This is a genomic window from Asticcacaulis sp. YBE204, assembly GCF_000495855.1.
Lineage (GTDB): Bacteria > Pseudomonadota > Alphaproteobacteria > Caulobacterales > Caulobacteraceae > Asticcacaulis.
Window position 1 is genome coordinate 65,675 of the sequence record NZ_AWGF01000022.1, and the last position, 14,855, is coordinate 80,529.

Consider the following 14,855-nt stretch of genomic DNA (forward strand, 5'->3'; position numbering starts at 1 on the left):
CTTCCACATCACGGCACCACCACTTCGGTCTTGAGCAGGAGCCCAGTTGCGTCATAGGTCATCTTTTTGGCCGAAGACCAAACGAAATCCGAGCCATCCGTCGCATTGCCGGTACCGACTTCTGAGCGGTATTCGAAACCGTCAGTGTCGTAATAATGTTTGATGACCTGACGCTTCAAAGCCCCGCCGCCATCAGGGTCAACGCCAATCTCGAAGATTTTCCGGCGAAAAGCATCATAGGTCGCATAGCTGCGATCATCGACATCCGTGCGCGGGCCATCGACCGAGGTCACATTCCCCACAAGGTCATAGGTATAGCTTGTCGTTACCGACAGCGAATTATCACCCGCGCGTACGGTTTCAGATGTCACCAGCAGGTTCGGGTGGTTATAGGCATATTCTTTGATCTGCTCATTTACGGTGCCAACACAGCCGGCTGGATTATTCCAAGAGGCGGTCGTGCATGATGAGGTCCGAATGAGACGCCACACGGGAGCTTCCGTATTTACCATCTGATTGCTGCTGTTTAATCCCTGAGCCTGTCTCAGTTCATAAGTGTAACGAACCTGTGGTCGGACGCCATTGGCATCCGCAGGCCCGGTTTCGGTCAATACTCCACCGTGCTGCGCATCGTATGTATAGTCGGTTTGATTACCTTTGGCGTCCTTCATCCAAAGCGGTTTGTTGCACACCTTCGCCGTTGCGGCTGTACAGGTCGACGGATAACCGGCTTCGACAACTTGTGGCGTACCGCCGCCCTTGGGAAAGCTCTTCACCTTGGTTAGGCGATTCCGGTCGTATTCGTATTCGACGTAATTGCCTTCGGGGAGTTTGACCTTACTCAGATGCACTGTATCAGCGTATTCATATTCCGTTTTACGTCCATACGCGTCGGTATCGGACAAAATGCGCGTTCCGCCCAATGTATCATAATCGGCCACGACAATCCGGTGGTTGCCTTTTGGATCTTCAATATCGACCGTGCCGCCGCTCCAGGTATATTTCCAGACAGAACTGCCTCGTGTAATTGTCTTTACGCAATTGGTCGTTGCCGCATTATAGAGCGCCCCCCGACAACCGCCAAAAGACTGCCAGTTATACATGACCATATCGTTTGGAATTGAATGATATTCCGCAACCAATCTCGAAGTGCCGGAATAATTTTTTATCTCCACTTTTTCTAAATATCTATACCTCTGAACATTGTCGCATCCCCAAGACGTGTTGCTTAAAGCGTATTCTAACGACCAGTTAGTCGTGATCTCTGTGTTGATTTCATAGTTATTGTCACAGGAGGTAATGCCGCGCTCCTGTACCGTTTCTTCGTATCTATATTGATCATTTATACCCCCTACCCAAAGCCCGTTCCCTTTTTTCAACTTCCACGAATAATAATAGGAATAATTATTAACCCATTGATTTGGCCCACGCTGATTCTCAGCTGTTCCAAATCCAAATGGGGTCGCGTAGATGCTGACCATACTGTTCGGGTAATTCGGCCCAGATAGTCCCGAAAAACTGATCAAATTGTAAGAAGAAATACCGTCGCCCGATGTACCCCACATGCCCCAACCCAGCGAGCTCGTAAATCCGGTTGGCGTAGTAGAAATAAACTGATCGGGCGGCATGCCGAAAAGTTGGTCCATTTCGCCATATCCAGTGTCCACGCCTTGCTGATTATAATTCAACCAAATTATTTCACCGTCCGGCTTGATAATTTGAGACAGAATGGCAAATTTTGCATCGACGCCAAAGTCGCTCGGCAGCAACGGACCGTTGCCAGGATTGTTAGGTGAAAATCCGCTAAAATATACAATCGTCCCATCAGACGTTGTGAGCTTAATACCGCCGTCGAATCTTTGACCTGCCTGACTTCCCGTTTCGAGAGTATCCATACTTCCGTCATGCGGGTAAAATTTAGTTCCATCCCATCCAAAGGATTTTCTATAGCTTCCAAAGTAAACGAGAACCGTCGAATCGCTTTTATAGAGCGTTTTGGCAAACTGATTTATGTACGATGGATCATTAGCGTCCTGAAATGTAATTCCCCCTACATAGTTACTACCGTTGGGAAAATCCGATCCGCCGATATGCTCTACAACACCACTGACACCCGTACCGATCGAGGACAGCGGCGATGGCGGCACGAATTGGCCAGTACCGAGATTTACACCGTTTTCATCCGAGGTTGCCGGGCTATGTATCCTGAGACTGGAAACATAACTCGTCTGGGCAACGGCGTATGTCGCTAAAAACCCAGTTGCGAGGAGTAAGATAGCTGCGGCAGTACGCAGGGCAAATTGCATTGTAATCGCACGAATGGCGCGGAGTTGACTGGAAGTCACTTTACCCCCGTAAAGTCTTGTCTTGTCTGTATTTTATGGTGAGTGTTCATCTTCTTCAAAGCGAACACCCTATGCAAATTTAAGCGTCCTGTGCCGCGTGAGGGCGGGCATGACAAAAGCCGTCAAAGCGCAAGCGTGCAACTGGAAACGGGATTATGATGTCCGTGACGTCTGGATGCGGTTGCCAGCGGCATCATATGTGTAGGTCACTTTGCTTCCATTGGGAAATGTCACCTCGATCACCCGGCCTAGAGCGTCATATTTGTAGGTGGTGGTCCCCGCCAAGGATGTGGAGGCTATCGCCATGCCCACAATCAGTGTCACCATGCCAAAAAGCTTGCCCGTCATTGTCCCCTCGTCTGATACAGCCCCCGCAAGAAGATCATAGGTTTGCAGCCTCAACAAGACATTAATCGCGTTAATGTGGTTATTTTGATCCGCATTTTGAGAATTTGCTCCGTGGACGGGAAATCAGAGTTTCGGGAAATTGATCCGCACATTGGCTTGTCCCGCCGCCATGCTGTACCCACCGCATTCCGCCAACGCCTGAATCGCCTGTGTTTCGGAAACCTGAAACTGCGGTCCGATACCGGCACCATCCAGCCGCTCAATAACTGGTACAGCCGATAACTTGCCATCAGCACCGAAACTTACGGTCAAGGTCACCGGCAAGGTGTCCGCATTCGCCCTGCGCCGCCAGCAGGGCTCAATCGCCGCCCATAGAGCATCACCGTCATTGGCGGTTGAGCCAGTGCCGCCGCCCGCCGCACCTGCCTTTGCGGCTTGCCCTTTGAGATTGGTATCGGAATCGGCTGTGTCTTTGGACGCCTCCGTTGAGGGCGTAGAGGCGATCTCTGTAATGGCGGTGGAGAGCAGTGCCTCGACGTCGGTCATATCCACAACTGTGTCGGTTATCAGGGCGGTGCTTTCGTTTGCTGCGGCTTGAATGGCGCTTGATGGCATCAGGACGACCTCAACCCCATAGTCGCCCGCCTGCGCCGGTCCGGTGCCGGAAAGCCCTTGCTCTGAGCCTCCGCCGCCTACTTGCTTAAGCAGAAGCAGCAGCCCCAACAGCAGGTGAGCGGTGATGGAGAGCGCAATGCCGACGGGGGTTCGCCGACGATCAAGCCACGACCCCAGACCGGAAAACCGGCGCGTGACCTCAACGTACATCGGCTCCAAATGACTGGGAAGAATATGCACCACGCCCCCGAAGAATGCCCCGCACGATGATTCATAGACCAGCTCTCGCAAAAATTGAACCGGATAGTAGGTGCGAAGTACACGATTTATGCGGAGGAATGTCGCTACGATTTCGTGGGCTCCAGTCGGACAGGGCATTCACATCCGATAAGACACTACCCCAAACGCTTCACAGGCATGACCTGAAGGTTGCGGGCAAGTTCAGGCGACAGAGGCAGGTGCCGGACATAAAAGCGCTCGATCTGCGGCACCTTCCTGTCTAAGATGGCTCCTGAAGTTTGAGTACAAGGTCTGCAATGTGGGACGACAGTAAAGGTTACCGTTCTACGTCCCTTTCACGTCCCCGCCCGATCTGCCTTTCCATTTCCTGTCCGATGGTGCGGTTGGGCGAAACGGTCATGCCCAAATCCTTGGCACGGTTCGCCAGAACACCTTCGACTTCGGTATCGCCGCGCACGGCCTTTGCTACATTGCGCAGGCCCTGTTCCAGTTTCGCTTTGACGCCGTAGCGGATGTCCTCACCGGCCTCTTTGAGGCTGTTCATCAGGCCTGACCATCTGCTCATGAGTTGGTTGGCGCGCAGGACCGGTGGCGTCTCCAGTCCGCGTTGTTTCGCATAGGGCGCGGTCGTCAGATAATCGAGCGTCGTTTCCTTCGCGCCTGAGCGGCTGAGACGCCTCGCCAGGGCGTTGCCGTCGGCGAAGTCATCTTTGCCTGCGTACAGCCTTGCTTCTGCCTTGTGACGGGTCATGGCGACGTAGGTCAGGTGCCGGTCCATGGTGTCGGATGCGAGGACATAGGCGCGGTCGACAGTCGCGCCCTGCGTCTTGTGGATGGTCGTGGCGTAGCCATGATCGAACGCCGTATATTCGCTGGCGTCGATATCCACCCGTCCCTTGCCGCCATCGATCTTCACCGATAGTCGTCCGGGTGCTGTGTGCTCGACGGTGCCCAACATCCCGTTCTTAACGCCCATGTCGCGGTTGTTCTCAAGGAAGATCAGGCGGTCGCCGGGGACGAAGTCGCGGACACCGTCGTTCGTCCGGAACAGCACGGCATCCGCACCCCCGCCTGCGGAGTCTCTCTCCTCCGGAAGCTTACCCTTTTTACGAAGCGCTTCACGTATGTCAACGTTCAGTTGACGGACATCTGCGCGGCGGTGGGCGAGCGCCAGGCGCGATTTGTCCTGATGGGCCTCGGTGTCGGCCACATAGTCATTGGCCAGTTTCAGTCGCGCCGCATCGGTCGTCCCGTGCATCTCGACCATGCCATGTTCGTTATAAGCGCTAAGTCCTACGGTCGTGCGGTTGGTGGCAAAGTCCACCGACGCCTGACGCTGCCAGTCGGTCTGCTGACGACGGACTTCCTGCAATTGGGCAAAGCCCGTGGTCTCCGCGATACTGCGGAACGCCGCTCCCGCCCCTATCGCCTGCAACTGTTCATGGTCGCCGACGAGGACCAGCTTGGCGCCGGCCGTCTGGGCGGCTTCTACGAACTTCGCCATCTGGTTCGAGCCGATCATGCCCGCTTCATCGATGACCAGAACGTCCCTGTTCGTTAGTTGGTGTTTGCCATTCTTCCAGCCGTACTCCCATGAGGCCAGGGTGCGAGACTTTATGCCAGACGACTCCTCCAGCCCTTCCGCTGCCTTACCGGCAAGCGCCGCACCCCTGACGGTATAGCCTTGCGCCTCCCACGCCTCACGGGCGGCGGCAAGCATGGTGCTTTTGCCGGCACCCGCAAAGCCGACGACGGCGCGGATCTGCTCCGGGCCGGTGACATGGCGGACCGCGTGCCGCTGCTCGGCACTGAGGCCGATGTGGTTCTGCTTCAGGTGGTCGATGACCTGATCGCGGGTCATGCTGTTATTAGCGATCTGGTCCTTCATCCCATGTAGATGCGCTGTGATGATTGACCCATCCTGTGTTTTGATCGCGCCCGTAACATGGCGATCCTCGACGCCGTGGCGCTGACTGTGGTTCATGGCGGCGGCGGACTGCACCATGCCTGTTTCGGTATCGACCATTTCCCGCGTCGAATATTTGGCCGAGGTTTTTTCGTTTGGTTCGGTCAACTGGACCAGTTCGGCTGATCCCATGACCTTTGCCATTAGGGTCCGGAACTCTGTCGGGTCGTCATTGATATAGCGGTGAAGCGTTCTGGCGATATCGCGTTTGTCGAAGACGCTCTTCTCCCCGGTGATAATGTCCAGCACCGCATCGGGGTTCTGGCGGATACGTTCGGCGTTCTTTCTCGCGGCTTCCTCTTCAAGGCGTTGGCGCTCGACGTCCTTGCCCTGTCGCTGCATCTGGGTGGCGTGTACGCCCATATGCTGTGTTGGTTCGATCTCCAGCCCGCGGTCTTCATGCGAGCGGTGATCGATGCGTATCTCATGCCCGGCTCTGGCCAGGTGCAGATTGGCAATGGCCTCCCATTCCTGCCGGATGTCCTTAAGCTGCTGCTGGGAGGTGGGCAGGCCGTTTTCAATCAGCCAACGGTTCTCGCGCTCCAGCGTCGTCTTGTCACCCAAGCCGTCCTTCGTTACCTCGCGCGTGGTGATCATGACATGGGCATGGTGATTACGGATGTCAGTGTCATCGTCCGGGCTATGTATGGCGAAGTCCACGGCGACATTGAACCGATCGGCAAGGGTCTGCGCAAAGTCGCGTGTCAGGTCCAGCCGTTCTTCGGCTGATAGCTCATGTGGCAGAGCGATCTCGAACTCCCGCGCGACACGGGCGTCCTTGCGTTTCTCGGCGGCTTCGGCGGCATTCCACAGGGTGGAGCGATCATTGGCCCATTCGGCCGCACTGCCGTCTGGCAGGACGATCTCCGAATGCTCGATGCCGCCCTTACGGGTGAAGTCGTGCACCAGACCATCGCGTTCATTGACCAGCCGCTCCCCGGCACGATAGGCCGCCGCCGCGACGGCGGAACGTCCCGAGCCGCGGGCTATGGGCTTCATGCTGAGGTGATAGATCGCCATTACGACCGCCGCGCTAAATTATTTTGTACGCCTCACGCCACTTTACCTACGGGGTGCGGGGGCCGCGCCCCCGCGTCTTCGACTTCTCTTCGCATCGCTTCACCGATGCCGCATCTGAGTTGGCCACAACTCGTAAGTGCGCCCTTGTGTCGGTCTTTGCTTCGCTTCAGACCTCCTCTGGGGTGTTTGTTTGTCAGGTTCTGGTCGCTAATTTGAACGGTAATAATGAACCACAGTCGAATCTATGGCGCAAGCATAACTCCCGCCTAGATTGATTTTTGCACTTGCGAGGTTGCAGGATTTTGCGCTTACTATGTTACCATGACCAGGGAGGGCGGCATGGTACGCAAGTCGATCGAGGAACAACTGGCGCAACTGGAAGCGCGGCAAAAGACGCTGAAGGCACGACTGTCCAAACGCGAACGGGCCGTCGATACGCGGCGCAAAGTTTTGCTGGGGGCGTTCGTGCTGTACCGCCTCGAACACAACGATCCGTTTGCCGATGATCTGAAGACATGGATACGGCGCGAATTCCCGCAGTTCCTGTCGCGCGATACCGACGTCGATCTGTTCAATGATCTGATCGATGTGCGATCATCTCGCAGGCCGGACGCGAATGGTGGAGATGTTACGTCTCCGGACGCTCAGGCGTAAGGTGGGCGGCCATGCTGGGGGAAATCATTCTGGCCGGTCGGGCGTTCCGCAATATGCTCGTGGCCGCCGCACGCAATCCGTTTTCAACGCTGCTCACCGTGATGATGAGTCCGCTCCTCTTGTGGAAGCCGGTCATACGGGTGCTGATACAAATTCTGATCGTCGTGTTCGGTGGGACATTGCTGACGGCGCTGCTAGTCCCCAAAGACTGGCGACTGGCGCATGATGCGCTGAACCTTCTGTTTCTTGCAGCGCTGGTTTTCATCCTGTGGCGTAATATCGTCAATCCGATGATCCTGCACTTTGGTCCTGCCGGGGATAGTGCGACACACGGTTCTGCCGACTTCGCCTCTTTGAAGGAGATTACCGCGCTGACCACCACGGGGGCGAAGGGCGGTAAAACCAACAGGCAAGGTCAGGCAGCCGGTCCCGGTTCAACTGACGCCGGTGAGACGGGTCTGCTGATCGGGCGGGATGGCGATAGCGGCAAGCTTCTGCGCTATCACGGGCCTGCGCATTTGCTGACCATGGCCCCTACGCGTTCCGGCAAGGGCGTCGGCACGATCATCCCTAATCTTCTCGTCGCCGGGCGCTCCGTCGTCTGTGTCGATCCCAAGGGCGAGAATGCGCGTATCACCGCGGCGGTACGGCAAGGCTTCGGGCCGGTGTTTGTTCTCGACCCGTTCGGCGTCTCCGGCCTCCCCTCCTCAGCCTTCAATCCGCTCGGTCATCTCGACATCGACCACCTCGATGTGGCGGAAGACGTTTCGACGCTCGCCGATGCGCTGGTGCATGACGCGCCGGGCGGGGCGGGAGAAGCGCATTGGAACGAGGAAGCCAAAGCTTTGGTCTCGGGCGTCCTACTGCATGTCATCGCCACGGAGACAGGTGAGCGGCGGTCGCTGGCGACATTGCGGGAATGTCTGACCCTGGCGCCCGATGCGTTCTACGAGTTGCTGGTATCTATGCAGACGAACCGGGCCTGCAACGGTCTGATCGCGCGTGCCGCCAACCGACATATGAGCAAGTCGGATCGCGAGGCGGCGGGCGTCCTGTCGGCGGCGCAACGGCACACCCATTTCCTCGACAGTCCGCGCATGACGTCCGTGCTGTCGCGGTCGGACTTTTCGTTCAGCGATCTCAAGCTCAGCACGGTGAGCGCCTTCCTCGTCCTGCCGCCGGATCGCATCGACACCTATTCGCGCTGGCTGCGCTTAATGGTGACGCAAAGCCTGATCGACATGGCGCGTACGGATGTGCAGCCCCGCCTCCCCGTTCTGTATCTGCTCGACGAGTTCGCCGCGCTGGGGCATCTAGCACCGGTGGAGCGCGCCATGGGCCTGATGGCCGGGTACGGCGTACAACTCTGGCCCATCCTTCAGGATATCCATCAGTTGAAGGCCACGTATGGCCAACGTGCGGGGACTTTCCTGTCGAATGCCGGCGTGTTGCAGGTCTTCAGTGTCAACGATCACGAGACGGCGAAGCTTGTCTCCGATCTGCTGGGTCAGACGACCGTGACCTTCCAGACTCAGAGCCGTAATCTCGACTCCGAAGACACGGGCCTGTCGTTCAGTCAGCAGCAGACAGGACGCCCGCTTCTAACGCCGGACGAAGTGCGCCGCCTCCCCGCTCATGCGCAACTGCTCTTTCTCACCGGACAACGGCCGATCATTGCGAAGAAGATCCGCTATTACGAGGACCGTGAGTTCAGAACGACGTAGGGCCTGATAGCTCAAAAGCTGGAGTACCGGACTGTGCGCGCTTGTGAGCGCCGACCGTCTTCCTGACTTCCATCAATCCGCGGTAGTCGGTTTTGGCTTTCGGCCTACGGTCGGGGACAGTCTCGCATAGCGTTTCTTCCATAATCGTCCTCCTCCTCCGCGCTTCATGCTTTCAGAACGTCGGCGGCGGGTTGCGGTAGGGTATCCGCCCGACGATATGATCAGGATCGGCGGTGAACGTTGTGAACACGCCGCGGCGCAGTTTGTATTCAAACTCCAGCGCGTTGCCGAGGAAGGCCCTGACCCATGTCAGCGCGTCGCCGTATGACCACCGTCCGCCCTCATCGACAGGCTTGATGTGTTTGAGCTTGGTATAGCCGGCCTCCTCTGCCAGATCGCAGGCGGCGACCACCATGCGACCATGAAAGATGCGGGCCTGAATGGCCTTGATCTCGTCATTGTCCAGGGCTTCGACACCCCATTCGTGCGCATTGATCGGTTCCCAGATGTAGTGATTAAGCGTCTGGATATCCGTCTGGAACTCCCGTTGAAGAATGAACTCTATGGCCTGCGCCCGGCTGTATTCCAGACTGTTGCGTTCGGCCGTCGCCGCAAGGAGCCGGCGCAGGACGAGGGTCTTGCATAGCTCGACGATCAGGCACCATTGCGACGCATAATCCTCGCCCGCGGCAAAGACCTGTGCCAGTTCCAGCAGGTCGAACAGGTTGGCGTCGTTCAGCCAGCCGTTGGTAGCGACTTTGAGGGCGCCTTCGTGTTCGTGCGCTTCCCACAGATCGTCTCGATGTCGGGGCTGCAACCGGGACGGCGCCGAGAGTCTCAGCAGCAGCATTGCCCGGGCTTCCTGCACGTTATAGCGACGCTGGAGCGGCGTGACTTTCTCGTCCGTGCCAATATACAGTTTGAACAGCTTCTCGTCGGACAGGCCCTGATGAACCATGCCCTTAGCCCGGAGCCGGGCCTTTTCTTCCGGGGTCGGTTTGCTCATCGCGCGCCTCCCTGACCCTGCGACACCCCGCCGAAGAATGCATCGGTCCATTCGCATACTTGGACAGGATCGCAGAACGCCCGATATCGCGCGTTGCGTAACGCCGTGAGGCTTCGCGCAATGGCCTTTGTGACCGCGTCAGGTGAAAGGCCGAACCGGTGCCCAAGAGCGTCGCAGGACAGGCCCTCGATGCGCCACGCGCTGAGCAGTTGCTGCGCCTCGGTGGGCAGTCGCGAGAGGGCCGCCAGTGTCACGTCGGCACTGGGCGGGAGGATTTCGACCGGCGCGTCCGGAAGCTGGTCGGTGTCGGCGACATAAGCGGACGCCGGGGGTAGCCTGGCTTCCATACCCGCCACGGCAAGATCGAATATCAGGCGCATCATGTAGGCGGGCGGATCACTTATCCGCCGCCACTGGTCGCCTTCGGTGGTCCGGCACAGGGCCGTCTGGCAGATAGCGTCCGCGTCTTCGTAGCTGGCGCTCAGTCGGCGGGCCAGGGCGTAATAGTGGGCATCATGCGGCAGGATATGGTCGCGAAGCCAGTCGCCCTGCACCACCGCCTCAGACGAGGCCATCAATCTGGGGGTTGAGGTCATGCTGCACCTCCCGCTCCTGGTTTCAGGGAACCAAAGGCACCGGCCGGATGATCATGGGCGAGGACACGCAAGGTCAGGCGGGAGCGTTCGCGTTCTAACCGGTCGGGGGCACCATAGGCATACAGCGGCGGTGGCGCGACGCGACGGATGATCTGCGCCCGGCACAGGTCGGCGATTGCAAGCCATTTGCCGGCGCGGTCCCCCCGGCCGTAAACCAGAGCGATCCTGTAAAGCATCAGCAGGTTAGCGTGCGGCAGTCGGCCCTTTATCACAGCCTTCAGCGCCTTCCGCTCTTCGTCAGGATCGAAGCCTGGCACCTGGCGACCGGGCTCCGGATCGGGTTCGCCTGCCTCCATGCGCGCCATTAGCGACGCGGTGACGGCATCCTCGATCTCATTGAAGACTTCGACATCGGGACCGCCGCAGGACTTCACCAGCACAAACAGATCGACGAGCTTTTCCGGCGACATGTCAGGATGAAACGCTTCCTCGGCGACCTTCAGCGCGTTACGCAGGGATATCAGTTCGAAGTCCGGTTTCGGTTCGGCCGATGCAACATCCGTCGGGGCAACGGTTTCTGTTTCCAGGCCTTTGCCTTGTTCTGGCAGTACCCGTGACCGGGCCAGCTTGATGCGCCGGAGTATCTGGCATCGGCTCAGGTCCATGACCGCCTGCCAGCGCCGGCCTGTCTCCTCGTCGTCTTCGTTGCTGCGCTCCGAGGAGGAGAGGTTGTACATTTCCAGCAACTGCCAGTCACTGAGCTGACCGGCACAGACCGCCTCCATCGCATCGGCATGAGCCTCGGGCTCGAAACCGGGCCAGTCCCGCGCATCGACCGGCTCGGGCACGCCGCCCGACATACGGGCCAGAAGCAAATCCTCTATGCGCCCGAAGGCTTCGGCGTAGATGGCGCTGTCCAGTCCGGTGTGCCAGTCCTGCACGAGGAAATAGAGATTGATCAGGTCGCCGTCCGGCATGTCCGGACGGAAAAGCTGACCGATCGCGAGAAGCTCGCGCTGGCCATAGCCCGGTCCGGCGACTTCGGTGTCAGGGAGTTCGTCAGCCAGAGTCTGGAAAGGGTTACCGTCCATGGCACACCCTCCCCGACAAAAAGCGAAGTGATGTGCTGGTGCGGCGATCGCATATTGGGCATGCGGAGCCTAGCGGCCGCGGCTCTAAACCGTAGATAAAATAATGAAGATTACACCCAGTCTGGCCGGACTTCCGGCGCGGTGACGTACGCATGTCTAACCCCTTTGCCAGTGGAAGACGCCAGACGGGGTTGCCGTCTGGTCAGCTTCGAACCTTTGGTGATCGGGGAGTTAGTAAACCGGTGTAACGCGGTCCCTATGGCCTTTAGCCGGGGCCTATTGCATACGCCATAGGCTCCCCGACCGCAGAGGTCAAAAAGGAGAGTGTGCTGGAATGGCCAGCATCTAACCAGTTACACTGAGGCTTACTACGGCCCCGCAACCGCATGTGGCGATTGCAACGTAAAGGTGACATAGAACCGGAAAAAAATCAAATACTGTGGGGAGGATTAATCGTCTTCCCTTGAATCGGACGTCGGGATCTAAAATTTGCCGTCAGAAATGTAGTTGGCTTCGGCTCGTGGTTCGCCCAAAGCAAAATCGCCGCTGTGCCGCGCGGTAACTGCATTTTTTTATGAGCGCCCAATGCGGACATCTACAGAGCCAATAGTCGGATCGCCCGTAAGGGGCCATCAAGGCATCTGTTTTCTACACAAGTCTGGATCAGTCGACGAGGCAACGTCGAACCGTATTGCTGCAACAGGGAAGCGGTCTCCCGAAAGGCGGCCCACCGACTGGCGCAGGCGATGGAAGCCGAACCCGTTTCGCTTTGACATGAGATCACGGTCTGGGGCGCAAGGTGTCCTAGATATCGAACCGCAAAGTTCCCGAAATGATTTGGAAGGTAAGCCAAACTTATCTCTAATCATCGAATTCTAGGTCCTCGTCCCTATATCGTGCGATGCTCGACTGGGCACTTCGACGGATGTAGTTGAACAGGTCATAAATTGGGGACAGCTTTGATATGTAAGACAAAATAGCTTCTGATTGTTCCAGGTCACGGACATCACGCGGCATTGGCTTGCCAGACTCGCCGGATCTCATTCCCGAGACTGCGGCACCTCCCAAGTTGCTCCAGCACCTTTCAAATAGACCAAAATCCATATCGCGGCACTTTTGCAAGTACCGCGTGACGAAGTCGAGCTGTACAAAGACAAAGCTATGATGCGCTTGCCCCAAAGGAACTCCGTGCCAGCGATTTTCCGAATGCCAGTATAGAAATGATTCCACTGTTTTCTCGTATTATTAATTCTCAAGCAACGTACGAGAGGTTCCGCTAATGCAGGTCGCAGTGCACCGCTCCTGATAACCGGTGCCGTTCAACATCCGCTTTAGCAAGTTGTACAAAATCCAACCGCGACCGCTATAGGCCAACTACGGAATCCGGTAAAAGTAGGAAGAGGCCGTTCGGCCATGTTTTGCCGTGCGGCGTACGCCACGGCAAAGCCATCCCGGCAAGCGGTCTGGCAGTTCGGCGCGGAGCCGGTGCCGTCTCTGGTTCTCGCGCCTCATTCATCGGTATGAAGATCGGGCGCTGGAGCTTCGCCCTTGCGTCGCGGACGACGACGGTTGATGGCACCCGCGTCGAGGGTGTTCTTGATATGGGCGGCATAGTATTTTTCAATCATCTCGACCGAGGTACGACAGTTCTTGGCAATCTGGTAGATGTCCGCGCCTTCCATCAGGCGCAGGCAGATATAGGTATGACGCAGAGAATAGGCGGTCCGCGCCTGGCCGTCGCGGTCTTGCTTTAATCCGTTGCGCTCAAGGAGCGCATTGAACAGCTTGATATGGTTGCCGGGAAAGACCGGGTCTTTCGCCTGCGGCATGACCGTCAGGGGCACGACGACGGCCTCCCCTGCCCGCTTCTGGCGCTTCGTCAGCTTCGGCACGGCCATGGGTTTGGGACGGTTCAGCAGACGCTCATATACCGTCACAGCGCCCGGCATAGATTTACAATAGCCGACACCGATCTTGCCGCGCACCTCGATCTCCAGGATGCGCTGCCCGGTCACCTGGTCCTTGACGATCGCCACGTCGCGGTGCTGAAGGTTCTTCGCCTCGTCGGGCCGAAGCCCGGTATTGCCCATGAACAGAACGAAGTCATGCACCTGCTCGGCATTCCAGTGGTGGCGTCCGTGCGCGGTCTTCGCGTACTCACGGGTCGCCGTATAGAGCTGCTTGTATTCGGCGGGGCTAAACCACGGGCGGTGCATGATCTTGCCACGCGTGCCGTATGGCGGCGACAGGTCCGGCAGGTGGCTCAGCCACGCATGACGCTGCGCCGTCTTCAGGACCTGACGCAGGGTGACAATCTCATCGTGGATCGTGCTGCGTGACGGCGGCTTTGGCTTGGCGGCTTCGATTTCGATTTCGATATTGGGTTCATTCGCGTCGGGTATCGGTGACTTTGGCTTGCGTCCGGTCTGCCCGGCGCGGTGGACGCGATATTCCTGCACCTTGCCCGCCGTCACCTCCGAGATACCCAGCTTGCCAAAGAAGGGACGCAGATGCAGGCGCAGACGGTGCTTGTGCCCTTCGACCCAGCGCGGGCTGCGCTGACCCTCGGTGATAACCTCATATTCCAGCTCAAACTGATCGGCGACCTTGTCGAAGCTGATTTCCTTCTTTTTGATCAGACCGGCGCGCGACTTGCCGCGCAATTCCAGATACCAGTCCTCAGCCGCCTCCTTGGCCAGTTCAAGGTCTTCTTCCTTCGTCGAGGCGCGATGCTGCACGCCGGCGACGCTGGCCGAACAGTGCCAGACCCGGCTGGTACGCCGGTAAAGGTGGACCTTGCCCCCTAAAATCTCGTGACTAGCCATGATTATGAACCTCATAACTACCGTTATGAGCGCATTAATTCACAATGCTCTTTTTCTGTCAAATTTTGTGCTAGGCTGGTGTTAGACGATTCAGAGCCTAGAACGCAAAAAGGCCTCCCGAAGAAGGCCTGTATTTGTTTGTATTTATTTAGTTAATGGGTGCGGGAGCCAGATTTGAACTGACGACCTTCAGGTTATGAGCCTGACGAGCTACCGGGCTGCTCCATCCCGCGACACCTAATTCCGTAAAAGTATTCTCGGGCTTGCGCCCTGGGGTCCTTTGACGGGTATCTATACGGACACGCTATATGCAAAAAGCGTTGTTTTTGCATATAGCCTGATATTGATCTGATTTCGCAGAAAGCTGATCAGATATTAAAAAAGACCGGCAGCTTTTTGTGCCGCGCGGTCTTTGATGGGGTGTG

Annotated in this window: 10 protein-coding genes and 1 tRNA gene; 2 read left to right on the forward strand and 9 right to left on the reverse strand. The window is 57.5% G+C overall.

From position 1 onward, the window contains the following. Positions 1 to 8 precede the first annotated feature (8 nt). The 4 genes from AEYBE204_RS40520 to traA form a co-directional block, all read right to left on the reverse strand. Positions 9 to 2,345 carry an RHS repeat protein gene (locus AEYBE204_RS40520; protein WP_155908521.1) on the reverse strand — a complete coding sequence of 779 codons (2,337 nt, stop codon included), beginning with the start codon at positions 2,343 to 2,345 and terminating at the stop codon, positions 9 to 11. 153 nt (positions 2,346 to 2,498) lie between these two features. Continuing rightward, entirely contained in the window at positions 2,499 to 2,693 is a 195-nt protein-coding gene (locus tag AEYBE204_RS39000; RefSeq protein ID WP_023464119.1) for an RHS repeat domain-containing protein, read from the reverse strand. Between the two features lie 123 nt (positions 2,694 to 2,816). Next, positions 2,817 to 3,599 (reverse strand): hypothetical protein, encoded by a 783-nt coding sequence (locus AEYBE204_RS39005; RefSeq protein ID WP_155908523.1) that lies wholly within the window; start codon positions 3,597 to 3,599, stop codon positions 2,817 to 2,819. Positions 3,600 to 3,864: 265 nt separating this feature from the next. After that, on the reverse strand, positions 3,865 to 6,534 hold the full coding sequence (traA, locus tag AEYBE204_RS39010; protein WP_023464121.1) for a Ti-type conjugative transfer relaxase TraA: 2,670 nt from the start codon (positions 6,532 to 6,534) through the stop codon (positions 3,865 to 3,867). Between the two features lie 339 nt (positions 6,535 to 6,873). Here traA and AEYBE204_RS39015 point away from each other — a divergent pair, with 339 nt between their 5' ends. Beyond that, on the forward strand, positions 6,874 to 7,188 hold the full coding sequence (locus AEYBE204_RS39015; protein ID WP_023464122.1) for a hypothetical protein: 315 nt from the start codon (positions 6,874 to 6,876) through the stop codon (positions 7,186 to 7,188). Positions 7,189 to 7,199: 11 nt separating this feature from the next. Then, the gene (locus AEYBE204_RS39020; RefSeq protein ID WP_023464123.1) at positions 7,200 to 8,912 is read left to right on the forward strand and encodes a type IV secretory system conjugative DNA transfer family protein; all 1,713 of its coding nucleotides are present in this window, start codon (positions 7,200 to 7,202) and stop codon (positions 8,910 to 8,912) included. 172 nt (positions 8,913 to 9,084) lie between these two features. Here AEYBE204_RS39020 and AEYBE204_RS39025 read toward each other — a convergent pair whose 3' ends face one another. The 5 genes from AEYBE204_RS39025 to AEYBE204_RS39045 all read right to left on the reverse strand — a co-directional run bounded on the left by AEYBE204_RS39025 (position 9,085) and on the right by AEYBE204_RS39045 (position 14,663). Then, positions 9,085 to 9,918 carry a hypothetical protein gene (locus AEYBE204_RS39025; protein ID WP_023464124.1) on the reverse strand — a complete coding sequence of 278 codons (834 nt, stop codon included), beginning with the start codon at positions 9,916 to 9,918 and terminating at the stop codon, positions 9,085 to 9,087. Beyond that, positions 9,915 to 10,514 (reverse strand): RNA polymerase sigma factor, encoded by a 600-nt coding sequence (locus tag AEYBE204_RS39030; protein ID WP_031231650.1) that lies wholly within the window; start codon positions 10,512 to 10,514, stop codon positions 9,915 to 9,917. Before AEYBE204_RS39030 ends, AEYBE204_RS39025 begins: the two co-directional genes overlap by 4 nt. Next, positions 10,511 to 11,605 carry a hypothetical protein gene (locus tag AEYBE204_RS39035; protein ID WP_023464126.1) on the reverse strand — a complete coding sequence of 365 codons (1,095 nt, stop codon included), beginning with the start codon at positions 11,603 to 11,605 and terminating at the stop codon, positions 10,511 to 10,513. Before AEYBE204_RS39035 ends, AEYBE204_RS39030 begins: the two co-directional genes overlap by 4 nt. Before the next feature lie 1,508 nt (positions 11,606 to 13,113). Continuing rightward, positions 13,114 to 14,430: an integrase gene (locus tag AEYBE204_RS39040; RefSeq protein ID WP_031231652.1), complete on the reverse strand. Its 1,317-nt coding sequence runs from the start codon at positions 14,428 to 14,430 to the stop codon at positions 13,114 to 13,116. A gap of 156 nt (positions 14,431 to 14,586) precedes the next feature. Next, a tRNA-Met gene (locus tag AEYBE204_RS39045) sits at positions 14,587 to 14,663 on the reverse strand. Positions 14,664 to 14,855: the final 192 nt, after the last annotated feature.